The 23,977-nt window shown below is 46.6% G+C and carries 17 protein-coding genes and 2 pseudogenes; 9 read left to right on the top strand and 10 right to left on the bottom strand.

What is annotated here, in order from left to right; translation table 11 throughout:
* Positions 1 to 197 precede the first annotated feature (197 nt).
* Positions 198 to 611 carry a hypothetical protein gene (locus tag V7R42_RS07060; RefSeq protein WP_438823639.1) on the top strand — a complete coding sequence of 138 codons (414 nt, stop codon included), beginning with the start codon at positions 198 to 200 and terminating at the stop codon, positions 609 to 611.
* Here the strand turns inward: V7R42_RS07060 and V7R42_RS07055 are convergent.
* On the bottom strand, positions 593 to 2,875 hold the full coding sequence (locus tag V7R42_RS07055; RefSeq protein WP_334019501.1) for a sensor domain-containing diguanylate cyclase: 2,283 nt from the start codon (positions 2,873 to 2,875) through the stop codon (positions 593 to 595). The genes V7R42_RS07060 and V7R42_RS07055 overlap by 19 nt on opposite strands.
* Positions 2,876 to 3,145: 270 nt before the next feature.
* Between V7R42_RS07055 and plsB the strand changes: the two genes are divergently transcribed.
* The gene (gene plsB, locus V7R42_RS07050; RefSeq protein ID WP_334019500.1) at positions 3,146 to 5,599 is read left to right on the top strand and encodes a glycerol-3-phosphate 1-O-acyltransferase PlsB; all 2,454 of its coding nucleotides are present in this window, start codon (positions 3,146 to 3,148) and stop codon (positions 5,597 to 5,599) included.
* Positions 5,600 to 5,883: 284 nt separating this feature from the next.
* On the opposite strand, the gene ilvA is transcribed toward plsB, so the two are convergent.
* Positions 5,884 to 7,431 carry a threonine ammonia-lyase, biosynthetic gene (gene ilvA, locus V7R42_RS07045; protein ID WP_334019499.1) on the bottom strand — a complete coding sequence of 516 codons (1,548 nt, stop codon included), beginning with the start codon at positions 7,429 to 7,431 and terminating at the stop codon, positions 5,884 to 5,886.
* A complete protein-coding gene (gene ilvD, locus V7R42_RS07040) occupies positions 7,431 to 9,281 on the bottom strand; it encodes a dihydroxy-acid dehydratase (protein ID WP_334019498.1) in 1,851 nt (616 codons plus the stop codon). The genes ilvA and ilvD overlap by 1 nt, the downstream gene beginning before the upstream one ends.
* Positions 9,282 to 9,724: 443 nt before the next feature.
* On the opposite strand from ilvD, the gene V7R42_RS07035 reads away from it, so the two are divergent.
* The 5 genes and pseudogenes from V7R42_RS07035 to V7R42_RS07020 all read left to right on the top strand — a co-directional run bounded on the left by V7R42_RS07035 (position 9,725) and on the right by V7R42_RS07020 (position 13,771).
* Positions 9,725 to 10,342: a trimeric intracellular cation channel family protein gene (locus V7R42_RS07035; RefSeq protein ID WP_334019497.1), complete on the top strand. Its 618-nt coding sequence runs from the start codon at positions 9,725 to 9,727 to the stop codon at positions 10,340 to 10,342.
* 209 nt (positions 10,343 to 10,551) lie between these two features.
* Positions 10,552 to 11,301: a magnesium chelatase domain-containing protein gene (locus V7R42_RS07030; RefSeq protein ID WP_334019496.1), complete on the top strand. Its 750-nt coding sequence runs from the start codon at positions 10,552 to 10,554 to the stop codon at positions 11,299 to 11,301.
* A complete protein-coding gene (locus tag V7R42_RS07025) occupies positions 11,267 to 12,823 on the top strand; it encodes a recombinase family protein (protein ID WP_334019495.1) in 1,557 nt (518 codons plus the stop codon). Before V7R42_RS07030 ends, V7R42_RS07025 begins: the two co-directional genes overlap by 35 nt.
* Before the next feature lie 279 nt (positions 12,824 to 13,102).
* Positions 13,103 to 13,366: pseudogene (locus V7R42_RS19940) on the top strand (Rha family transcriptional regulator); the annotation flags it as partial.
* 36 nt (positions 13,367 to 13,402) lie between these two features.
* Complete coding sequence (locus V7R42_RS07020; RefSeq protein ID WP_334019494.1) at positions 13,403 to 13,771, top strand: Rha family transcriptional regulator; 369 nt, start codon at positions 13,403 to 13,405, stop codon at positions 13,769 to 13,771.
* Here V7R42_RS07020 and V7R42_RS07015 read toward each other — a convergent pair.
* The 4 genes from V7R42_RS07015 to V7R42_RS07000 all read right to left on the bottom strand — a co-directional run bounded on the left by V7R42_RS07015 (position 13,718) and on the right by V7R42_RS07000 (position 16,478).
* Positions 13,718 to 14,722, bottom strand: a complete 1,005-nt coding sequence (locus V7R42_RS07015; RefSeq protein WP_334019493.1) for a hypothetical protein — start codon at positions 14,720 to 14,722, stop codon at positions 13,718 to 13,720. The genes V7R42_RS07020 and V7R42_RS07015 overlap by 54 nt on opposite strands.
* 145 nt (positions 14,723 to 14,867) lie before the next feature.
* Entirely contained in the window at positions 14,868 to 15,044 is a 177-nt protein-coding gene (locus tag V7R42_RS07010) for a hypothetical protein (protein ID WP_334019492.1), read from the bottom strand.
* A 55-nt stretch (positions 15,045 to 15,099) separates the two neighbouring features.
* Positions 15,100 to 15,666: a recombinase family protein gene (locus V7R42_RS07005; protein ID WP_334019491.1), complete on the bottom strand. Its 567-nt coding sequence runs from the start codon at positions 15,664 to 15,666 to the stop codon at positions 15,100 to 15,102.
* A gap of 134 nt (positions 15,667 to 15,800) precedes the next feature.
* Positions 15,801 to 16,478, bottom strand: coding sequence for a hypothetical protein (locus V7R42_RS07000; protein ID WP_334019490.1), 678 nt, complete (start codon positions 16,476 to 16,478; stop codon positions 15,801 to 15,803).
* A gap of 233 nt (positions 16,479 to 16,711) precedes the next feature.
* On the opposite strand from V7R42_RS07000, the pseudogene V7R42_RS06995 reads away from it, so the two are divergent.
* Positions 16,712 to 17,617 (top strand): annotated as a pseudogene (locus V7R42_RS06995) (YifB family Mg chelatase-like AAA ATPase); the annotation flags it as partial.
* Positions 17,618 to 17,637: 20 nt separating this feature from the next.
* On the opposite strand, the gene ilvY reads toward V7R42_RS06995, so the two are convergent.
* Entirely contained in the window at positions 17,638 to 18,510 is an 873-nt protein-coding gene (ilvY, locus tag V7R42_RS06990) for an HTH-type transcriptional activator IlvY (RefSeq protein WP_334019489.1), read from the bottom strand.
* A gap of 157 nt (positions 18,511 to 18,667) precedes the next feature.
* Between ilvY and ilvC the strand changes: the two genes are divergently transcribed.
* A complete protein-coding gene (gene ilvC / locus V7R42_RS06985; protein WP_334019488.1) occupies positions 18,668 to 20,146 on the top strand; it encodes a ketol-acid reductoisomerase in 1,479 nt (492 codons plus the stop codon).
* A 147-nt stretch (positions 20,147 to 20,293) separates the two neighbouring features.
* On the opposite strand, the gene V7R42_RS06980 is transcribed toward ilvC, so the two are convergent.
* Both V7R42_RS06980 and V7R42_RS06975 read right to left on the bottom strand, forming a co-directional pair.
* Positions 20,294 to 21,541, bottom strand: a complete 1,248-nt coding sequence (locus V7R42_RS06980) for a multidrug effflux MFS transporter (RefSeq protein ID WP_334019487.1) — start codon at positions 21,539 to 21,541, stop codon at positions 20,294 to 20,296.
* Positions 21,542 to 21,680: 139 nt separating this feature from the next.
* Positions 21,681 to 23,672, bottom strand: a complete 1,992-nt coding sequence (locus V7R42_RS06975; RefSeq protein WP_334019486.1) for an alpha/beta hydrolase family protein — start codon at positions 23,670 to 23,672, stop codon at positions 21,681 to 21,683.
* Between the last annotated feature and the right edge of the window lie 305 nt (positions 23,673 to 23,977).

Raw genomic sequence — 23,977 nt, 5'->3', positions numbered from 1 at the left:
TAAAAACAAATAACAAGTAGTAAACCTTGAGAGAGAAGCGTTGGGTGGTTTTGACACGCTTTATTTTTGATTAGGAATGTAGCAAATTCGTAACACCATTATCACGAAACCGACATGCACAACGCTTAGCGTAATTTTGGGCTGATGTTAATTACCCTACAGGTAAACCTTAATTCATTAATTACAATGCAAAATTTATGATATTAACTAAAAAAATATTCCCAATATTTGTCGGCGCTCTATTGTTACCAGCGTGTGATGACGACTCGGTAGAAGTGGTCGAGGTAGAGAAGCAGGTGGTTGTCGAAAACACAGTAACCGTAGTTGAAACAGTTGAAGTGCCTGTAATTGTTCAGGTACCCGCAGGACAGGCCGCGAATTTACAGATAGGCGCGCGCCCCTCTTTTCTCGCAGAAGACATAGATGATGGAGAGCTGAAAAGTGCACTACAACAATGTAGTGAAGGCCCTTTTTATAGAACAGATTTTTCAATTGGGCACCGTGGTGCGTCGCTACAGTTCCCAGAGCACACAAAAGAAGCATATGAATCAGCGGCAAAACTTGGTGCTGGGATAGCAACCTTAAGCGCTCGTCACTCTAGAATAACTTGATTTCGACCATTCTTTTTCGCCGTATATAGCAGTTTATCGGCCTTGGAAAGCAATCCACTAAAGTCAACGTTCAAACTGTCCTCAGCAAAGACTGCTCCGATGCTTATCGTTACGGATATCGTGTCTGTTTTGTATTTTACTTCTGTTTTTTCAACAGCCTCTCGAAGTTTGTTAAAGCGTCTTTCTTCGTCTTTTTTGTTGTCGGAAATTGCCACTATCGCAAACTCTTCGCCCCCAAGACGAGAAACAATATCTGGCTCCACATAATATTCTTCTATGAGGTGGGCTACTGAAATTAATGCTTGGTCTCCTGCATCATGTCCATAAGTGTCATTAACTTCCTTAAAGTGGTCTATATCGATTACTGCTACGCTTACTCTATTACTTTGTGTAGAAAGCTGATGACATTTATCAACAAATGCTCGCCGATTAAACAGCCCCGTCAGCGAATCAGTCATGGCCAGCTTTCGCAACTTCTCTTCAGCTATTGCGCGTGCATCCTCTAGTTCTACTGCATAGAAAAGCCCCGCTAGTGCATCTAATAGAGGCTGTAAAAACTTTGCATCCTCAATGGTGTAGGGCTCAAATTTATTGGCTAAACCAATCATGCCCACCACTCTATCTTTGACCTTAATCGGCAGCCCTAAAAATCGACTAATGCGAGGATGGCCTTTCGGCACTCCTTTTGAGTTTGGATGACTCCCTGAAGTATTACTTATCGTAACTTCACCGGTTAAAATTGTGGTACCGAAAAGGTTATCAAAGCTATCGAAATACAAGTTTCGCTTTTTGTACTCGTTATATTGCGTGAAGCTGCTGGTGTCCCACACTATTTCCGAAATCGCGTGAATAAACAGCCTCGATGCATTACCTTCAGCTTTCATTTGCCCTACAAACGCAAACTGACTATCTGAAATATCAATAAGCTCGGACAATACGGTTTGGCAGGCCATGGTTAGATCATTATTTTGGAGGTAGGAAGCGCGGGTTTTGTTAATAAACTGTAGAAGCTGGGTTTTCTTTCTCTCATGAAGTTCGCTTTCCATTCTTTGCGTAATGTCGCGATGAATGCCGGCAAGTCGAATAGCCTTACCCATACTGTCAGATTCGACGGTTTTTCCATAACTTTCAACCCACACCCATGAGCCGTTAGTATGTTTCATGCGAAAAGTCGTATTAAAAACTTTGCTCTTACCAGTAATGTGCTCATTTAATTGCTTTTCTACTTTTACATAGTCCGCAGGGTGAATTAACTGTCTGAAAAAGCGAGAGCTGGTGTCATAGTACTCATATTCAAGACCGACGATGTCACACCAACGTTTATTGACTTGGTTTACATCAGCGGCCAAGTTCCAATCCCACGTACCCAATTCAGAGGCCTCCAATAAGAGCCGCATGCGCTGGTTTGTTTTATTAAGTTTGTCCTCCACATATTTCTGGTCGCTAGTGTCAAATAAAAACGCTTGAACCGAGTAGAGCATACCGTCTTCTCGGAAACTGGCAGTAGAGATCATACTTACCCAAATGGTCCGCGTGGGCGTTGCTATTTGAAGCCTACAGGTATGGGTTTCTACGCCTTCCATGTGCGCCTGCATGGCAAATGTAAAATCGCTCTCAGCGTCTTCTGTTAATACGTCGCTAAATTCTACAGTGCCGCTAAGTAAATCATGCGCTGCTATACCCAGAACACGCTCGCTGTTTTTAGAGATATGAACCAATTTTAGCGACGTTGTATTTCGCCATGTCGCCAGCACAATAGGAGATTTTTCAATTAAGCCATGCTCACGCTTTAGTACTTCATGCTCCTTTGAGAGAGAAATGTGTTGGCTGACAAGCGCGCCAATTCTATTCAGGACTTCTAGAAATTGTTCATCGATTTCTCGGGGGACAGTATCGATTAAACATACAGCACCGATAACCTGACCATTAATTTCAATTGGTGTTCCTGCATAAAAGCAGATGTGTGGTTCACCTGTCACCAGTGGATTATTTAGAAATCTGGCGTCTTCACGGGCATTGTTAATGACGAATTGTTTACGCTCTTGCACAACATGACCACAGAACCCATGCTCTCTGCTTACTTTATTAAGTGATGTTCCAAATCGCGCTTTAAATACTTCATCAAATTCCCCCACAATGCCAATTAGGGCAATAGGCATTTTGTATGCGCCTGCTAACAAGACCATAAGGTCGTTGAGATCTAATGGTACCTCATTGTTGAGTATAAACTCGTCAATTATCTTTAGGCGATTTTTATCATCCACTGCTACTTGCCCACAACTGTTAACTTTTATAAAAGTAGTAACTGACTTCGCTTATCGCAATATGAATAATGCTAATGTCGCATTACCAATCGTTTAGACAAGCTCTCGTCTAACCAACACTAACCTGAAGAAGAGACACTGATATTCTTGAACTTCCAGCTCAGCATGGAGTCAGTACAGCATGAAAAGCGACGATATTGGCTTGTCGCGAGATTGTGATGCGATTGTGTTACACTTCCCCCGTTTTTTATTCATAGGATTACATAATTCATGTCGTGGATGCGAAAAGCCCTTCTGTCGGTATTTCATTATCCTGTTAAGTTACTGGTCAAAGCACACAGTATTCCAGTTAACGTTGAAACCGAATTAGGGATAGATAAAAACAAACCTATTGTTTATTTACTTCCCGCAAACTCTGTGACAGATCAGCTTGCATTGAGAATGTCGACTGAGGCACTAGGTTTACCAAGTCCAACAGATACGCTCACACTGGCAGGGCGAGAATACTCTTCGACGCTGTTTTTACGTAAAACCCAGCCTCTTTTTCGCTCATCAGCCAAAGATACGGGAATTGAAGAGGTCTTCACTGACCTTTTTCACTTGCATAGAGATCATGAAAACCTCGATCTACAGGTGGTTCCGGTTTACGTGACGTGGGGCCGAGCTCCAGGGCGTGGTAACCCAGGGTTAAGCGATTTAATTGCTGATAAAGCCGCTCCAAGTTGGCTGCGTAAACTTTTTATCGTGCTTTTTTTAGGGCGTGATAACTTTATCAATTATTCTAAAGCGGTATCAGCACGCGCGATGTCAAATCAGCATGGTAGCGATCAAAGCATTGCGCATAAGCTTGTACGAGTAGCAAGTACTCACTTTCAGCGTAAGCGTCAGAGTATGACGGGCCCAACATTGCTAGAGCGTCAAGAACTTAATAATAGCGTTCTGGGCTCAGATGCAGTGCGTCGAGCCATAGCTGAAGAGTCGAGGAGCAAAAAAGTTTCTCATGAAAAAGCAAAGGAAACGGCGCAGAGTTATATCACAGAAATCGCTGCAGATTATCGTGAGGGTCTTATCCGCTTTGGCGACAGACTGCTGACGCGTATTTGGAACAAAATCTATAACGGCATTAGTGTAGGCCACGCCGACCGCATACGCGAGCTGGCTGCCAATGGTCATGAAATCATTTATGTACCGTGCCATCGCAGTCACATGGACTACTTGTTATTGACCTACGTGATTTATCACGAAGGTATGGTGACGCCGCATATTGCAGCGGGTATCAATCTTAACTTTTGGCCTGTAGGCAAAGTATTCCGCCGTGGAGGTGCGTTCTTCCTGCGCCGAAGTTTTGCGGGTAATAAGCTATACACCGCTGTTTTCAGGGAATACTTGGAACTGCTGTTTAACAAGGGTTATTCGGTAAAATACTACCCTGAAGGTGGCCGTAGCCGTACTGGCCGTTTAATACCGCCTAAAACCGGTATGTTGGCTATGACTATTCAGGCTATGCTTAAAGGCGTTAATCGCCCCGTTAGCATTGTGCCTGTTTACATCGGCTATGAGAACGTAATGGAAGTGAAGAGCTATTTGAACGAACTCAAGGGCTCTAAGAAGAAAAAAGAATCTAACCTCCAAGTGTTTTCAGCTATTCGCAAACTCAAGAATTATGGTCACGGTTACGTAAACTTTGGAGAACCCATTGCACTTAATCAATTCCTTGAAAGTCACGTGCCAAATTGGCGAGATTGTCGCGACGCCGAGCCAGAGAAAAAACCCGCTTGGTTAACGCCTGCCGTTAATGAATTGGCTAACAATGTTATGACGCGTATTAACCGTGCGGCAGCGCTTAACGGTATGGCTTTGGCCTCGTTGTGCCTATTGTCGTCTAAAAGACAGACCATGAGCGAAACCGAACTTAATCAAGCCATGGGCGATTTCATGGAGTTATTTAAGGCGGTGCCATTTAGTGATGATGCCACCATTCCAGACGTGTCGGCAGAAGACTTGCTACGCGATACACTGAAACTCGGTCGCTTTGAGGTAAAAGAGGATGATTATGGCCGCTTGATCAGTCCTCAGCCTAAATCAGCGGTTTACCTGACCTATTATCGCAACAACATTTTGCACTTGTTTGCCATTCCTGGTCTTATCATGGCCTCTATTTTCGCTAAAAAAGGCACCACCAAGAACAATATTTTTCAGCTTATTGCAGCACTTTATCCCTTGCTGCAAAAAGAGCTGTTCTTACACCTAACTCAAGACGAAGCGCTGGCACATACTGATGCATTAATCAATGCGATGCTAGACAAAGGTCTATTACGCCAAAAAGACGGTGAACTTCTACCACCAGATGCGCACTGTAAGCAGTTCCATTCTGCATGGCTGTTAAGCCGCTGTATGCAAGAAACATTACAGCGTTATGCGGTAGTACTGACCATTTTAGACAAAGAGAAAGTGATAAGCCGCAGCGCATTAGAGCGAGAGAGCAAACAAGTCGCAGAGCGCTTATCGGCCCTTTACGGGCTTAGTTCCCCAGAATTTTACGACAAAAACGTACTGTCTAGCTTTATCAGTGCATTGAAAGACAACCATTGGTTAGATTCTGAAAAAGATGGTAGCTTAAAATACTCAGAAGAATGCGAAGCGTTGCGCGCTGACGTAATGGCCCTGATATGGCCTGAGATGATTCAGCATTTGGAGAATGTTGCTCTTAATACTGCCAGTTAGGTGTATTGTCGCGGGCAGCGAATTTTCTCTAGTATTTGAAAAACCCATGATTCTGCATGGGTTTTTTGTTACGTGCCCATTTACTCGCTTGGCTTCTTTTGAAGTACTTACAACAACGCTTAATGAACGCTAGGCCAATGCATGCTAAATAGTGCCGCTTTGTAACGCTCCTCGGTAAACCTAAGCTTAACGTGAAGCAGTACAAAGCGAAAACGGGTCAATAAACCATGGCAAGCTTTTAATTGTATAGTTTTCAACGCTTGATTAGCTTTTCCCATAACGTGCTACGCTGGTTGCGACAAGAAAAAGCGATACGCTGGGTTGTCTGTTACTTCTTCAACCTTATAACCTAACTCGGCAACATGCTGATTAAAGTCGTCTCGACTTTCTGGTGCGATATCAAACCCTGCCAATACCAAACCTTCTGCTGCGCCGTGGTTACGATAGTGAAACAGCGTAATGTTCCACTGTTCACCTAACGTATTTAAGAAGTTCAATAGCGCACCCGGGCGCTCTGGGAATTCGAAACTAAACACTTGCTCGTTTAAGATGGTAGGCGGGCGTCCCCCCACCATATGGCGCACGTGAAGCTTCGCTAACTCGTTATCGGTTAAGTTAACGCAGTCATACCCTTTGCTTTCAAGGTCGCTTTGCAGTGCAGCGAACTCTTGTTGACCACCTTTAAGTTTAACGCCCACGAAAATATGTGCTTCACTCTCACTGGCATAGCGATAATTAAACTCGGTGATCGCTTTTGCCCCAACGCACTCACAAAACTGTTTAAATGCACCTTTAGTTTCAGGAATTTTAACCGCAAAAACCGCTTCTTTCTGTTCGCCTAATTCACAGCGTTCAGACACGTACCGCAAGGTGTGAAAATTGATGTTTGCGCCACACAGAATACCGCCTAACTTCTTACCTTTGAGGTCGTGCTGCTTAGCGTATTTGCGAATTGCCGCCACCGACAATGCGCCCGCTGGCTCAGCAATGACACGGGTATCATCAAAGATATCTTTAATCGCCCCGCAAATTTCATCGTTAGTAACGGTCATGGTTTCATCAATTAAACGATTACACAGACGGAAAGTTTCCTGCCCCATCACTTTAACGGCAACGCCATCAGCAAAAATGCCGACGCTTTCAAGCTCAGTAGGCGCGCCTTGCGCCTTTGCTTTAATGAAACAGGCCGACTCTTCCGACTCTACCGCAACAATTTTTATGCTTGGCTTTAACTGCTTTAGGTAAACCGCAATCCCCGCGGCCAGGCCACCGCCGCCCACAGCAATAAATAAAATATCAAGGTGTGGGTTTTGCTCTAGTAGCTCTCTTGCAACCGTACCTTGCCCAGCAATCACATCGGGGTCGTCAAACGGAGGAACGAAGGTATAGCCATGGGCTTCACACAATGCTTTGGCGTGGTTACTTGCCTGATCAAAGCTGGTGCCATGCAATACCACATTCACGTTATCACCGCCAAAGCGGCGTACTGCGTCTACTTTGATATCAGGCGTGGTTTCAGGCATAACGATGGTCGCCTGAATACCCTTCATTTTTGCACTGTACGCTAAGCCTTGCGCGTGATTACCCGCCGATGCGCCAATCACGCCAGCTCGTAATTGCTCGTCGCTAAGCGAGCAAATGCGGTTATAAGCACCGCGCAACTTGAAGCTTTTAACCGGCTGCTGATCTTCCCGTTTAAGAAAAATTTCATTACCAAGTTCTGCCGAAAGCAACGACATATAAGACAACTCACTCGCCACCGCAACATCGTAAACCGGGGCAAGCAAGATCTTTTTTAAGTACTCGTGATCGCTTACATGTTCAGCTGTCATTACAAATTTTCCAGCTTAGTCACATCACGTACTGCACCTTTGTCGGCACTGGTTGCTAACGCCGCAAAGGTTTTAAGTGACGTGGAAACTTCACGTACGCGATCTTTCGGTTTCCAAGGCTTGTCACTGGCTTCCATTTTCGCGCGACGTTCTGCTAGTTCTTCATCGCTAATAGCAATATTGATACTTCTACTGGGGATATCTATTTCAATTTTATCCCCGTCTTCTACTAGGCCAATGCCGCCGCCGCTAGCGGCTTCTGGTGAGCAGTGGCCAATAGACAAGCCGCTAGTGCCGCCACTAAAACGCCCGTCTGTTACCAAGGCGCAGTGCTTGCCTAACCCTTTAGATTTCAAGTAAGACGTTGGATACAGCATTTCTTGCATGCCAGGGCCGCCACGAGGGCCTTCGTAGCGGATAAAGACTACATCACCAGCTTTTACTTCATCGCCCAAGATACCTGCTACTGCATCGTCTTGGCTTTCGTAAATACGAGCTGTACCGTTGAATTTTAAAATAGACTCATCCACACCAGCGGTTTTAACAATGCAGCCATCTTCTGCCAAGTTACCATAAAGCACGGCAAGACCGCCTTCTTGACTGAACGCATTCTCGATCGAGCGAATACAACCGTTTTCGCGGTCGTCATCGGCTTCATCCCAGCGACAATCTTGGCTAAAGGCTTTAGTAGTGCGAATACCCGCAGGGCCCGCGCGATAGAAGGTTATTGCGTCTTTGTTCTCTGGGTTAGTGATGTCCCACTCGCTGATAACGTCGGTAAGCGGTTTTCCTAAAACATGATTTACATCGGTGTTCAACAAGCCAGCCTTATTTAGCTCGCTCAAAATACCCAAAACGCCACCCGCTCGGTGTACGTCTTCCATGTGGTATTTGGGTGTTGAAGGTGCCACTTTGCATAGATGAGGAACTTTGCGAGACAATCGGTCGATATCTGCCATGGTAAAAGGCACTTCGCCTTCCATTGCCGCCGCTAACAAATGCAAAATGGTATTGGTCGACCCACCCATAGCAATATCCAAGCTCATGGCGTTTTCGAAAGCCTTAAAATTGGCAATATTGCGTGGTAGAACGCTTTCATCATCATCGCCGTAGTAACGCTTACACAGCTCAACAATTTGCTTACCGGCTTGCTTAAACAACCCCTCACGGTCGGCGTGAGTAGCCAGCATGGAGCCGTTACCCGGCAAGGATAAACCCAACGCTTCGGTTAAGCAGTTCATGGAGTTCGCGGTGAACATACCTGAGCATGAGCCACAGGTAGGGCAGGCTGAACGCTCAATTTCGTCAGTATCAGCATCGCTGACTTTGTCGTCAGCAGCCGCTACCATGGCGTCAACCAAGTCTAGTTTAATAAGCTGGTCTGAAAGCTTAGTTTTACCCGCTTCCATTGGGCCGCCAGACACAAAAATTACCGGCACGTTTAAGCGCATAGACGCCATTAACATCCCCGGCGTGATCTTGTCGCAGTTAGAAATACAAACGATGGCATCGGCACAGTGTGCGTTTACCATATATTCCACTGCGTCAGCAATGATCTCTCGAGAAGGTAGGCTGTACAGCATGCCGCTATGCCCCATAGCGATACCATCATCCACCGCGATAGTGTTGAACTCTTTCGCTACACCACCCGCTTCTTCAACGCTGCGCGCCACCAACTGGCCGAGATCTTTTAGGTGAACATGCCCAGGTACGAACTGCGTAAAAGAGTTCGCAATAGCAATAATAGGCTTGCCGAAATCAGAGTCTTTCATTCCAGTTGCTCGCCATAACGCGCGAGCTCCCGCCATATTTCTACCTTGGGTGGTAGTTGCTGAACGTAACTTGGGCATAAATCCTTCCCGTTAATTTAAGGTACTAGGTTTAAGCGCTAGACCTTTTTTGTGAAACTTAAAAACAGTGGTAAACCAGTAGTGCTTTGGCTCAACTTCCAATACGCGCTGTTTTACTCAAAATTGCATGTCATAGTGATGATGTATCACATCATCAAAGGTAGTTCAAAGCGAGGAGCAACAAAGCCTCACCACTAACACTTCAGTAGCGCTTTGTTTTATATGATATATTTGACTTACAATACTTATATCCATTGGTATTGTAATAATGAGATGTTGTTCGTTAGAGGTTATGGCTTTACCTCACAACGTAATATCGAGAACTATGTTCACGAAAGCCCTAGTTCGATATCAGGCAAAGAAATAGCATGAAACATAAGGCTTGATCAAGTATTTTGCGGTAGAAATGGCGAGTTTTAAGGGTAATAAAAGGGTACAAGAAGATGTTTGATTGGTTTCATTGGTTAAACCTTGCAGGGGTTGCGGTATGCGCAATTTCCGGCACCCTTATGGCCTATCAAAAGCGTATGGATGGTTTTGGCGTGGTCGTGCTCGCTAGTGCTACCGCCATTGGTGGTGGAACACTACGTGATGTCATGTTAGATGTCCCGGTCTTCTGGATTGCCGATACCGATTATTTATACACTACGCTCATTGCCGCTTTTATCCCTATAATTTGGCTGCGAGTAAGCCCGCGCTTTCCCTTTCACTACTTATTAATCGCCGACGCTTTTGGGCTGGCGCTATTTAACGTCGTTGGCATAGAAAAAGCTTTAGCCAACGACACAGGAATGGCCGTGGCGATTGCCATGGGCACCATTACAGGCGTGTTTGGTGGTCTGCTGCGGGACGTTATTTGCCGAGAGGTACCGTTGGTACTAAACGGCGAGCTCTATGCAATGACCTGTATTGCAGGGGGCGTGGTTTATGGAATAGGCATGCAAATGGAACTCGCTACACAGTGGTGTGGTATTGCAGCCCTTGTCACTACAGTACTGTTTAGGCTTGGCGCAATGCGCTGGCATTGGCAGCTGCCCGTGTTCTACACGGACCATCACTAGCGCTAGTCTATGTGCGCTAAGCGAAGTTATCAGTGACCAAGCTTGGCGTACATGTTAAGTAAATCCCATCGTTAGTACAGTTACATCCCCACTCTATTCTCGCTAGAGTTTCCGCCTAATGCGGTGGCTAGCAATTTTTGGTCGCGCCGAGGCATTTGCGTTTCAAAACCACGAATAGTGAATAAGCAAGGAAAGGGGTTGTTTCGAATATGGGAATGGCAGTGGTTAAAACCTTTGCAGGGCAGGGCGTGTCAGCCCCAGAGGTAAGCGTAGAAATTCACTTAGCTAATGGTTTACCTGCTTTTCAACTGGTCGGTATGGCAGAAACCAGCGTCAAAGAAGCGCGAGAGCGAGTACGCAGCGCCCTTATTAACAGTGGTTTCGAGTTTCCTGCAAAACGAATAACGGTCAATTTAGCGCCTGCTGATATTCCAAAGTTTGGCGGTAGGTTCGACCTTCCCATTGCAATAGGCATTTTGGCAGCATCGGGCTACATATCAGACATAAGCCTGATGAACATTGCATTTGTGGGCGAGCTTGCATTAAACGGTGAAATTAAGCCAGTAAACGGGCTTATTCCTGTGGTGATGACAGCCGCAAACGAAGACATTGCGTTGGTGTATCCAGGTGATAATGACGTAGAGGCTGCATTGGTTTCTCATGCGACGCGTTATCCCGCTTTCGATTTACTGTCTGTTTATGAACACCTAACTGGCAACAAAAAACTCGCAAAAGGCCAGCCGTTTACTTCGCATACACTAAACAAACCGCCTTCAGGGTGGGATGACATTATCGGTCAAGAACAGGCCAAACGCGCTTTGATTATTGCAGCAAGTGGCTCACATAACTTACTGACAGTTGGACAGTTGGATACTTTCAGTTATATTCTCCCCCTCAGCGACAAACGAGAGGAGCAAACAGGACATGCCAAAGGCGATCAGTTACGTTCGGTATTCTAGCAAGGAACAAGCGAAAGGGGACAGCTACAGGAGGCAACTCGAAGCGGCTGAAAACTACTGTAAGCTAAATGGTCTGGAACTAGACACTACCGTCGTCGACTCGGGCGTCTCTGCTTTCAAAGGAGCAAACGTGGAGACAGGCGCTCTCTCCAATCTCATTCGTGACGTTGACGACGGGCGAATACCTAGAGGAACGACCCTCATTATTGAGAGCCTGGACAGGCTGTCTCGACTCCCTGTGAATAAAGCGATTCGACTGCTAATGGAGCTGGTGGAGGACAAGGGTCTCACGATTGTCACTCTCTCGGACAACCAAACATACATCGAGAACAGCTTCGATATGGTTAAATTAATGAGCAGTCTCGTCGTTATGTCGAGAGCCCACGAAGAGAGCGCCATGAAGAGCAAACGACTCTCCGCTGTATGGGCTAGGAAGAAGGAGGAAGCTCGAGAGGGTCACATCCTTTCGCCTATGGTTCCCTCATGGATAAAAGTGGAGGGCGGCGAGATGGTTGTCATGGAGGACAGAGCGGAGGCAGTGCGAGAGGCTTTTCGTATCATGTCGAAGGGCTTTGGGAGCACTGCTACCATCAGACAATTAAACGAACGTGGCATTCCTTCACCCACAGGGAGAAAGTGGGCGAGAACGTCGCTCAGACGCCTTGTGGAGACACAGAACGTAATTGGACATTATCAGCCCCACACTAAAATCGGTGGAATTAGAAAGCCCATTGGAGACCTGATAAAGAATTACTATCCAGCGATCATCGATGAGGACACCTATTGGAGTGTTCGACACAAAGCTAAGGCTGGAGCTGGCAGCAATGCGACTCGCAAGGGAAAGACCGGAAACCTCTTCAGCGGTCTAGCGACGTGTGGGAAGTGTGGGGCGAGAATGCGGTTTTTCGACAAAGGAACAGGCTCTCGTGGGGGTCAATACTTAGCGTGTCGAGCTCGAGCGGACGGTCATGGTTGCGACCTACCGTACATGCAGTACATTCAAATTGAAGCTCTCGTGTTGTATTGGCTTCACAATAACGACGTGGAGCTTCTCAACCGACGTGCCCTGAAAGTTGATGTCGAAGTTCTCGAAGCGAGGCTTGAGGAGAATCAGAGGCAACAAGAGACACTGTCCGAATTATTCGCTCAGAAAGGCGCTACGGGGGTATTTCTCCAGAAGTACACAGCTCTCCAGGAAGAAGAAAACAAGCTCAGGGAGCAACTGAACGAGACTGAATCGGAGACTCCTATCGATTTTAGGGTTCTAGTTGAAGAGTCGAAGACACCAAGCGGACGAGAGGAGCTCGCGAGGAGAATTCGAGACTCAGGTCTAAGCCTCACGATTGGGAGCGACTCGATAGACATCGCTTACCAGGACGGAGGAGAGTCTTTTACCAGGGACTTCGACAAGGGCTGGTGGTATTGGTCTAACGACAAACGCGGAGACTACTTCAAAGTCGAGATGAAAGGATATGAGCAACGGTTGAAAGGCTTGAGACAGAACTGGGGAGACGATAGGTAGACACCACATCTTTTTATATTCGACTTCACCTCTAACCACCATCATTAAAGGGTTTGTCGATAGTAATAGTTATAGGGGGGTGCCTTTTATTCCCCTCCCACAAATGAAACGACGCGCTCAGAATCACCCTCAGTGTAAAGCCTGGAAAGTACCTTAATTTCTCACAGAGAGCCACGGAGAGGGCGTTTAGGGCGTCAAGGCAAGCATACGCAAGGATAAAGCGAGAAGTCTCCTCAGAACGCGTTTCAGAGCTCCGGTCTTGAATTCGAGCTAACGGGGAAGCGTCACGGAAACGTCGTCCGAGACGTCGAGACCATGTTCGCCGCGCTCAAAATTGAGCCGGGGGATTTTTTAGACACCTATAAGGACGCAAAGGGCGAAGAGCGTAAGCAGTATCGACTCGACCGTGACCTGACGATGACTCTCGTCACGAAATACGACACGTCTCGTCGCTCGATGCCGGAGAGAACTCAATACACCGTGGGGGGAAGTACAACAGGGAGGGGGTATCTCAAACCGACCTCGCTTTCAATCGAGCCCTAGCGACAGAGCGTCAAATTCTAGAAGGAGAACACACGAATGAATCTTAAATACTCAATGACCAGCCGAGAGATCGCGGAGCTGACGGGAAAGCTACACAAAAACGTCCTCGCCGATTGCGAGAAGATGTTCAACGAGCTGAAAGTTCAGCCGGTTGATTTTTTAGACAACTATCAAGACGCAAAGGGCGAGGAGCGCAAACAGTACCGTCTCGACCGCGACCTGACGATGACTCTCGTCACGAAATACGACACGGCTCGTCGTTATGCCGTCGTTAGACGCTGGAGGGAGCTCGAGGAGCAAGAAGCTGGGCGAGAACTCATTGCACAAGGGGAAGCACAACGGGGAGGGGGGCTAAAAGTCCTCGTCCTCCAGGTCAGCCAAAGGGGGGACTTGAGAAATGCTTGAGGAGCCCTTCAGGTCTCGAGTGAGCGCACTCAGCTCTGCGTCGCGTGGAGCGTCTCGTTGCTCTTCTTTCGCCTCAGCCTCCAAGCGTCGAAGCACCTCTAAACGTTCCCCTGGGGCGAATTCTGCGAGCATTGCTGAAAGGCTCCGAGCGGCCTCTCGCTTCTTGGCTTCAGACTTCTCTCTCTCCGCTTGCTTTATAGCCCACCACTTCGAGACCTCTCCCGTTTCTACCACTTCTCTCCACGCTGAAATTGTGCTCTTTGTGGGGAATCCTTTCGAGTCGAATCTAGGCGTCACGTACTCTCCAATCCCTTCTCTCACGGCTTCTCTTAGCGCCTCGCGAGCTTCATCAAAAGGCAAGTCGTGAAGGTTCGCCGCGTCTCGGGCAAACGTTGCGAGCTTCTTGTATTCAGAGAGAGTCGATCGTGATGCTATCCCTTCGAACTGCTTCCTCCAGGCTGTTCCGTCCTCAATACCGTCTAGCAATAAAAGCCTGAAAACATGAGATAGCTTCTCCCCCTTCGTCAGTGGCATTTGAGGTCTAGAGTTCAGCTCCATAGCCTCGCGCATGAGAGCCACCAGCGAAGGCGTCTCAACGATTTTAATGCTAACCCTGATACCAAGGCCGAAAGCGTCTCGTATGGCCTCGTAGCGCTGATATCCGTCGACGAGAACGTAGGTTTCTGAAGTAATGTCGCTTCGATAGTGCTCAGGTAAGTCAACAGGCGGTTTGCACACAACGAGAGGGGGGATATTGTTTCCCATAGCTAGCCCTTGAGCTGGCTCTGAAGCGTCTTGTTTGGCCTCGTAGATAAGCGTCTCTCGTAACTCCTCGTTGAGCTTCACCAGAGCGTCTCCTTTCGCTTTCGAGGGGGCTGCTCTAGGGTCGCGAGGATTGAGCTCTTCTAAAGGGAGGATATTCGAGAGGAGGATTTTCTTCAGTCTTGGCATTAGTGGGCTTAACGAAATAAAAAAATAAAAAGAGAGGATCTAAACGACCCTCTAGGGCACGAACTACGAGACCTCAAGACGAATCGAGCGAGGCCTCAAGGGTGTCTTATAGATTCACTTAAATAAAAAGACACTCAGAACGAACTTATCGAGACAGCGATTGTGTCGCACTCGAGACCAATTGATGGACGGCGTCAGCTTCCTCACCGTATAGCGCCGCGAAGAACTCACCAGGGGAAGTACCGTCCTCAACCATGTCGGCTAGACCACGAAGAGCCTGGAGTGTGTCGTTGTTAACTTTAAGTGTAATTTCAGTTTGCATGTCTTGTCCTTTTTTACTGCTTCTCATGCCTTTGGATTGGCTGAAGTGGGGTCAATTATTGAGTTCTCAACTCTTTGATGATTTTAAAAACGGAGGTCTTTCCGACACCACTTTGACGGACGATGTCGGCTGGTTTCACTCCCTCTTCGTAAAGTCGACGCACAAGCGCTTTCTTTTCGTCTGAAAGGGGAGCTCCTCCCTTGTAGACGCCTTTAGCTTTAGCCTTCGCGATGCCTTCGAGTTGGCGCTCTTTGCGGAGGTTCGTCTCAAACTCTGCGAAGACGCCGAGCATGTCGAGAAACGCCTTTCCAGCGGCGCTGCTAGTATCGATGGGTTGCTCCGTCGCTTCGAGATGAATCCCACGTTGCTTCAAGTCGTGGACGATGTCCTGGAGGTCTTTCATTGAACGAGCGAGACGGTCAATTCGCGTTACGACCAGTGTGTCGCCTTTGCGAAGCACCTCAAGAACTCGTGAGAGCTCCTCACGGCCTTCTCGCTTTGTTCCTGAGACTTGCTCTTCATACACACGGTCACAACCAGCCGCTTCGAGAGCCTCTCGTTGAATGCTGGTGGATTGGTCGAGGGTTGAAACTCTCGCATAGCCATATCGGTGAGCGGTCATTGATTCTCCTTGAATGGTTCATACAGGGTCTAGAGCCTCGAATCCTATCTTTAAGTTCATGGATAGTCAACCCTATACGAACCGTTTTTCAGTTCGCGCCTTTAGTTCACCCTAGGTATACCGTCGCGAACCCCTCAATAATCTTCACCCTGCCAGTCGTCGAACGTGGTTCCGATTCCTTGGACGCGCACCTCAGATATATGTGTGAGCCACACTCCATAGTGGGTCGAAAAGTGGGTTCGACCAATCGAATCTACTACATCATTCAAGCGGTCGATGAAGTGGATAAACTCTGTCTGGTTAATAAGATACAGGCGGCGTGCATGAAGTAGGGTGGCTATGGAAAACTCGATATGATAGTCCAACGTGTATACTTCAAACTTCTTCATGACTTTTGAACTTGCAAACAAAAAGTATTGTTGAAACGCCAGATACCATGCGTTCTTCAACACCCACTCAGCACTGCCACTTTGCTTCACTCTTCCTTCCATTTTATAGGAAAGTAATCGGAGATTGAGATGAGATGTAAGTCTTGTGTCGGCTACAGACATCTCAAAGCTATCGCACTTCAAGAGCATCTTTGCTTCTAAGACCAGAAGATTATCAAGCGATCTGGTAGTCAAAGCTTGAATATGATCGCGCTCTCTAGCCTCAATCTCAGCCTCTAGCCTCTCCCCCTCTGAGTCGATTTGTGTCTGCATTAGTTCAAGGTTCTGACGATTCAGTCTAGCTTGTTCAGCGGCGTCACGGCTCTGTTTTTGTTGACCAATAATGAGTAACAGTAAAGTTACGAACGTAAAGGCCGCGCCCATAGTGCCTCCGACAAAGCTTCCAAACTCTCCAAAGGCTTGATGATTCTCACTAATGCCTCCCGAAAACCTCGAGGAGTAAATGTAAAAAAGTATCGATGGTGGACTAACGATTATGAGGAGTATTAGTGCATTTTGTATCGTTAAATAATTTTTCAAAGTGGACGTCCTTTCCTAATGTCATGACGCTATAATCATCGCTTAAACACAACAAATCAAATGAATCTTACTCGGCTTTTTGCAAGGATTCCTCCAATCGACATAATGTGCTGATGGTGGGCCCTCCTGGTACAGGTAAGAGCTTACTCGCCAGCCGCATGCTCTCGTTATTACCTGATATGAGTGAGAAAGAAGCGCTGGAAGTTGCCGCCATTCACTCGGTAAAAGGTGAGAAACTACGCGCAGAACGATTTCTAACCCGTCACCTGCGCTCACCCCACCACACAAGTTCTGCCGTCGCACTTACTGGTGGCGGCTCCAACCCTGTACCAGGTGAAATATCGCTAGCTCATAACGGTATTTTGTTTTTAGATGAACTCCCTGAATTTGGACGAAAAGCACTGGATGTATTGCGCGAGCCTCTTGAAACCGGCGACGTGCATTTGTCGCGTGCTTCAGGAAGCGCAACCTATCCCGCAAATTTTCAATTGGTGGCAGCAATGAACCCAAGCCCGACGGGTGATATTGATGATAATCGACTGACACCACAGCAGCAGCTGAATTACTTGAACCGTTTATCGGGCCCACTGCTTGATAGAATAGATATACAAGTTGAGGTACCTCGGCTACCGGACTATGACTTGCCAGAGCGTGCCAATAAACCTGACGACTCGTTACACGACACGCGAGAGCGAGTGATTGCCGCGCGTCACAGACAAGGGCTTCGACAAGGCAAACCAAATGGTGCACTGCACGCTGGCGAGCTTGCCGATATATGCTTGCTTAATGAAGTTGATTTACAGTTTCTGCAAGGCGCTGCTAAACAGCTTAATTTGTCTATGCGAGTGTTTCATCGCACGTTGAAAGTAGCAAGAACCATTGCCGATCTTGAAGAAGAAAACGCTGTATCTCGGGCGCACATTGCTGAAGCATTAGGCTATCGCGCCCTTGATAATCTTATAAAGCAGTTGAGTGCGAGTTGAGTACCGATCATCCCTTAAGCTTACGCACGGGTTTGCGAATTAAGCTGCATAAAGGCGTTGATAAGCGGATCGTTTTGCTTGTCTTGCAGGCAGCACAAACCGAGGGCGTAAGGCTCGATATCATCAACGGGTATTTGAGTTACCACACTGGCCATACTGGAATGATCAAGCACCACTTTGGGTACAAAGCCAACCCCACATTCAAGTGCCACCATACTCACAATGGCTTCGTTTCCCCCTACATAGGCATACACATTTGGGCGAATACCATGTTCAGCAAACCAGTGATAGGCAGTACGACGGGTTGGGCCAGTTTCAGGCATGATCACTTGGTGTTTGGTCCAGTCTAACTGACTTAGTTGAGTGAGTCGCCATTCTCTTGGCGCAATAAGTACCAAAGGCACGTTATCAAGCGCTGTGAAATGCAAATCTGTCGGCATATCGGGAGTATAAATAGCAATAGACAAGTCGCACTGCTTGCCTTTAACTTTTTCTATCGCAAGAGCAGGGTCGCCGGTAATCAAGCGTATATCAACGCCTGGATGTTGTTGTCTGAACTGTCTAAGCATAGCGGGTAAATGGCTTTGGCTAGCGGTAACCGAACAAAATACGCTGAGCTCCCCCTGCAATGCGTCATTATCTTCTTTTAAGTCGACCTTTAACTGCTGCCAGTCTTTCAGCGCTTGCTTGGAAAACGACAGCAACTTGTGTCCGCTGTGGGTTAGCGCCACTTTGCGGTTATCACGTTTGAATAGCGTACAGCCTAGCTCATCCTCAAGACGCTGAATAACGCGGCTTAACGTAGATGGCGACACATACATGGCCTCGGCGGTGACGCCGAAGTGTAGGCTGGTAGCCAAGTGGTTAAAAAGTTGAAGACTACGAAAATCCATATGCGTTTCACTTTTTGCAATATTATCTTGCAAATATATCATTTTCCAAAACAAAAGAAATCTTTTAGTCTCAATACCAAGTCGTCATAGACGAGGTCTGTCAACGCCAAGGTCGGTGTTTGATATTGACAAAAATGAATGTTGTTCGGAAATTTTTATGGCTAATTATTTCAACACCCTGTCACTTCGCCAGCAGTTAGATCAGCTGGGCCGCTGCCGTTTCATGGCACGCGATGAATTCGCTGACGGTTGTCAGTTCTTAAAAGGCAAGAAAATTGTCATTGTAGGCTGCGGCGCGCAGGGCCTTAACCAAGGCTTGAATATGCGTGACTCAGGGTTAGATGTTTCTTATGCGCTGCGTCAAGCGGCCATTGATGAGCAACGCGACTCTTACAAACGCGCAACCAGTAACGGATTTACCGTTGGTACATACCAACAACTTATCCCAGAAGCGGATGTAGTTTATAACCTAACACCTGATAAGCAACACGCTAGCGTAGTAGAAGCCGTTATGCCGCTTATGAAAGAAGGTGCAACATTAGGGTACTCTCACGGTTTCAACATTGTTGAAGAAGGCCAGCAAATTCGTAGCGATATCACGGTAATTATGTGTGCGCCGAAAAGCCCAGGCTCTGAAGTAAGAGAAGAATATAAGCGTGGTTTTGGTGTACCAACACTTATTGCCGTGCACCCAGAAAACGACCCTGAAGATAAAGGTTGGGATCAGGCTAAAGCACTTGCAAGTGCAACGGGCGGTGACCGCGCAGGTGTACTTGAGTCATCATTTGTGGCTGAAGTTAAATCTGACCTTATGGGCGAGCAAACCATTTTATGTGGTATGCAGCAAGTTGCAGCAGTACTTGCGTTTGAAAAGATGGTTGATGATGGCATCGACCCAGGCTACGCAGGTGCGCTTATTCAGTACGGTCTAGAAGCGATTACTGAAGCACTTAAGATTGGCGGAGTTACTAATATGATGGACCGCCTGTCTAACCCAGCGAAAGTGAAAGCGTTTGAGCTTTCTGAGCAGTTAACTGATTTACTGCGTCCGCTATTTGAAAAGCACCAAGACGACATCATTAGCGGAGAGTTCTCTCGCACCATGATGGAAGACTGGGCGAATGGCGATGCGAACCTGCTTAAGTGGCGTGAAGAAACCGGTGAAACCGCGTTTGAAAACGCACCGGCTTATGAAGGTGAAATCAGTGAACAAGAATTCTTTGACCACGGCATCTTACTGGTTGCCATGATCAAGTGTGGTGTTGAAGTTGCGTTCGACGTAATGGTTGAAGCCGGTATTCTACCTGAGTCTGCTTACTATGAATCACTACATGAAACACCGCTTATTTCTAACACAATCGCTCGTAAGCGTTTGTATGAAATGAACGTGGTTATTTCAGACACAGCAGAATACGGAAACTACTTATTTGCCAATGCAGCAATTCCAATTTTGCGTGAGAAATTTATGCCTACTATTGATACCAGCGTTATCGGTAAGGGTTTGGCTTCTGCTTCTAATCAAGTAGAGAACAAACGCCTTGTTGAAATTAACGAAGCTATCCGCTCACACGGTGTGGAATCGGTAGGTAAGACCCTGCGTGGCTACATGACTGACATGAAAGCCATCATAGGATAGGACAGTTTCTGTCGTTAGGTGCTTAACTAAGCCCTCTTGCCCGACCATTTTGGTCGGGCTTTTTTATGACTATGAATAACAGAGCGTTGCTCTTACCCGAGTCCATAGCCACACCAAAATTGCTTTTGCAAACCTATATAACATTATCTATATCACACTTTCACGAACGCGTTCAGCGAAGCGAACTGACACGTAAGCCAGCGCAAAAAAGATAAGAAACCCCCAACCTATTGGCATCAAGTTCCCATTTAAAAAACTATCTACAATGAGAGCAACGGGCACCGAGAACAAGCTTGAAAAGCAGCCAATAATTGCGGCACCTAAACCTGCCATGTCGCCCAGCGGTTGCATTGCCATAGCGTTTAAGTTACCAAACAGTATGCCCACGAAGAAAAAGCCAACAAACATAACGGCCACAGTAGGGATTAAAGGCGGTAAACCATCGTAGACAAATAACAGTGCCAAATACACCACCGCAAATCCATTTACGCCTTTAAGCGCAAATCGACAAAGTTTGCGCATGCCGAAGCGCATCACCATTTTACCGTTAAAGTAAGAAGCAAGGCCGATAGAAAAGGCGAGGGTAGCGAAGATATATGGGAACCATTCACCAACATTGTAAAACACAGTAAATATAGTTTGTGACGCGCTTAAATACGCCAAAAACGCTCCGAAAATACAGCCCATCGCAAAGGTATAACCCATCACTTCCGGATGGGTCAGAATAAACTTTGATGATTTAAAAAAATGCGCTCGCGAGAATTTTCTGCGCTTCGCTCGTGGCAAGGTTTCTCCCTGGCGAGAGAAAAACCAGATTCCAGCCATAGTAGCCACGATGAGAAACAGAGTGAAAATATGAAACCATGACGTCAACTCCATCACCGTTTGGCCAATAATAGGCGCCAACATAGGTACAAGAATAAACACCATCATGATAAACGACATGACTTTTGCCATGGCATCGCCTACGTATAGGTCGCGAATAATTGCCATTGAGGCTATGCGAGGACCTGATACGCCGAACGCCTGAATAACCCGTCCCACCAGCATGGTTTCCAAGTTGTTCGCTATCATGCAAACAAACGTGCCTAAGGCGAAAATACACAAGCCTACTAATATAGTTAAACGACGGCCACGGCTATCTGAAAAAGGCCCAAAGAACATTTGCCCGAAAGCCATACCTAGAAAGAATACAGTAACAATTAAGTGGGTCTGATGCGCTTCAGCGACCTGTAGCGACTCGCCAATTTGAATCAACGCGGGCAACATCGCGTCGATGCTCAGCGCAACAAGCGATGTCATCGTGGCCATTAGCGCAACAAATTCAACAAGGCCAAGCGCTGGCTTTTGCACAACTGCAGTATCCTCAGATACGCCATTAGAAGTCTGGGGCATAAAATCTCGAATATGAAATAAAGTGGGGGAATTAAAAAGGCGCGAAATTAACACGCCTTATGTAGTATACCTGAAACGTGGTTGAAAAGCCGCCAGCCAGGAAAAATCTTGTCGTAAATACTGGCGCGTTTAACGGGGGTTACTCGGAAGCTGAAATATTTGCCGTTGCAGCACTCCCTTTACTACCAGGCCTAAGGTGTTGGTCTAAAAATGCATCCATTTCCTTGAAGAAAATATGACGATTTCGCTGAATAGACAAATTGTGATCGCCACTTTCAAGCTCTACATACTTGTAAACCTTGTCGTAATCATCTAACTCGTCAGCCATGTAGCGACTATGAAGTGGAGGGACAACTCTATCTTCCTCTCCGTGAACCAGCAAAATTGGCGTTTTTATCCCTTTCGCATTGTAGTAAGGCGAACGCGCTTCAAGGTCATCATAATCATCTCCAATTTGGTTTTTCACAAATTCGTTGTTCAGGAAACGTCGAGAATGAATAATGACATGTTTAAGTGAGCTTACGCCAGCAAAGCTCACCGCACACCTAAACAGATCCGGGGTTTTGACAGTTGCCATCAGGGCGGCGTAACCACCATAACTTGCGCCTACAATACACATGTTGTCTTGCTCAGCATGCCCCTGCTCTACCATCCAGTTAGCCGCGTCAGTGATATCATCTTGCATAGCCAAGCCCCAACCTTTCATTTGGCTTTGCGCAAAGCTGTATCCATACCCTCTGGAACCTCTAAAGTTAGGCCTTAGTACCGCGTAGCCCTTTGACGTAAAATATGCGGTCCAATAGTCAAAACCACCGAAATCTCTTGCTCCAGGGCCACCGTGGGGATGAATAATGGTTGGAAATGGGCCTTCACCTTTTGGTAAAGTCAAATACGCTTCGATCTTGATACCGTCTCTGGCTTCGTATTCGATTAGCGTATGTTCAGATAATTTTGTCGGATCTATTTGAGCATATTGCTCAAATAGCATCACTAATGTCCCTTCTTTTCGGTCACCCAGAAAATAAGTCCCTGGTAAGGTGTCGGACTCAGAATAAATAATATAAGTTTGCTCATCGTCGCTAAAGCTCACCAAAGTATTCTCGTAATCAGGAAGTCCTGCATCGATACCATTTTGAAGAGCGACATAGCGTTCATCCCAATAGTACCGTTCGTCATGACGGACGCCTATTGCATCGCGCGTAACCGGTGAATAGATAAGGCTACCATCTACATCATACCCCTCATCAGCGTACACCTCAGTTCGCTCATTAGTAGTTAGATTTAAGGTATACAGCGCGCGGTAGTCGCCTTTGTAGCCCTTGAAATATAGTATACTAGGGTCTTTTGCAAAGCCAACCGGGTATTCACCCTTATCAGACATAGCGTTGTAAGCAAATAAGGTGCGCCAGCCATCCCTTTCCTTTAAAAAGACTTCTCGCTCCCCTGTATCGTAATCAAGCGAAATACCTATACGAACGTTATTTTGCTGGTCCGTCATCCAATCTCTAATGCGTTTTTTCCCGCGAATAATGCGACTTACGCCACCATCATTAACATTGATTTTGTAAACCGACGGAAGCCCCAACACTTCAGCGTCTAAGGCAATTAGAATATGTTCTGGATCGTCAGGCAGCCAGTCGATAACGTCATCGTGAAATTGAGGAATATGGTTCGGATTACCTGCTCGACGCTTTATTTTCTCCCATTCAACCAAGTTGAATGCACCGTCTTCACCGTCAAACTTAATACTTAGCAACCGTGTGTCGTGAACTTTCGTGGTGCCACGGCGGGTTTCGTAACGAGCGCTAACCACTAGCCGCTCATTGTTTACCCAATTGTACCAGTTGATTTTTACGCGTTCATTGTCCGATCGCAGTAGGTAATGCTTTTCACCCTTTTTTAAGTCGTAAGTGGCGAGAATGGCGAACGCTTCGTCTTGTTGAACGTTTTGAACAAAAGCGATTTTTGAGCCATCTGGTGACAGCGACGGTGTCCAATAGGTTGGCAAAGAACTGAACTTTTCGTAATCAGGTTTTGCTTCAGCTTGATCTGAGCCAAGTGTGGAGAAAGAGCAAGCCACCAGCAGCAAAGTAAGCAGTGAGATAGGCAAGAAAGCCTTTTTAGCAAACATAACATTCCTTTGTTGTTTTTTATTGTTACTGGAACTTAACTTAGGCAAAAAACTCGAAGTTAAGTTACGCAGAGTATACTTACTCATTCCTCAAATGTACAAAAACAAAGCAATGCTAGTGTGGATGTGTCATATGCGCTCTGCAAAAGAATATTCTAATTAGGAAAATACATTGAGTGCGCTTTATTTACCGACGTCAGCGCAATTATTTGATCTCTCGTCGTAGTTTGCAGATACAAATTGCAAATGTGATATCATTAACCACAGACATATTATGGACTTTACCCCCAAGTGGTAAGCTTCTA

It is taken from the genome of Alteromonas sp. S015 (assembly GCF_036864485.1).
In the GTDB taxonomy this organism is placed as follows: Bacteria; Pseudomonadota; Gammaproteobacteria; order Enterobacterales; family Alteromonadaceae; genus Alteromonas.
Note: the sequence above shows the minus strand (reverse complement) of the source record. Positions and strands in the feature narration are given on the sequence as shown.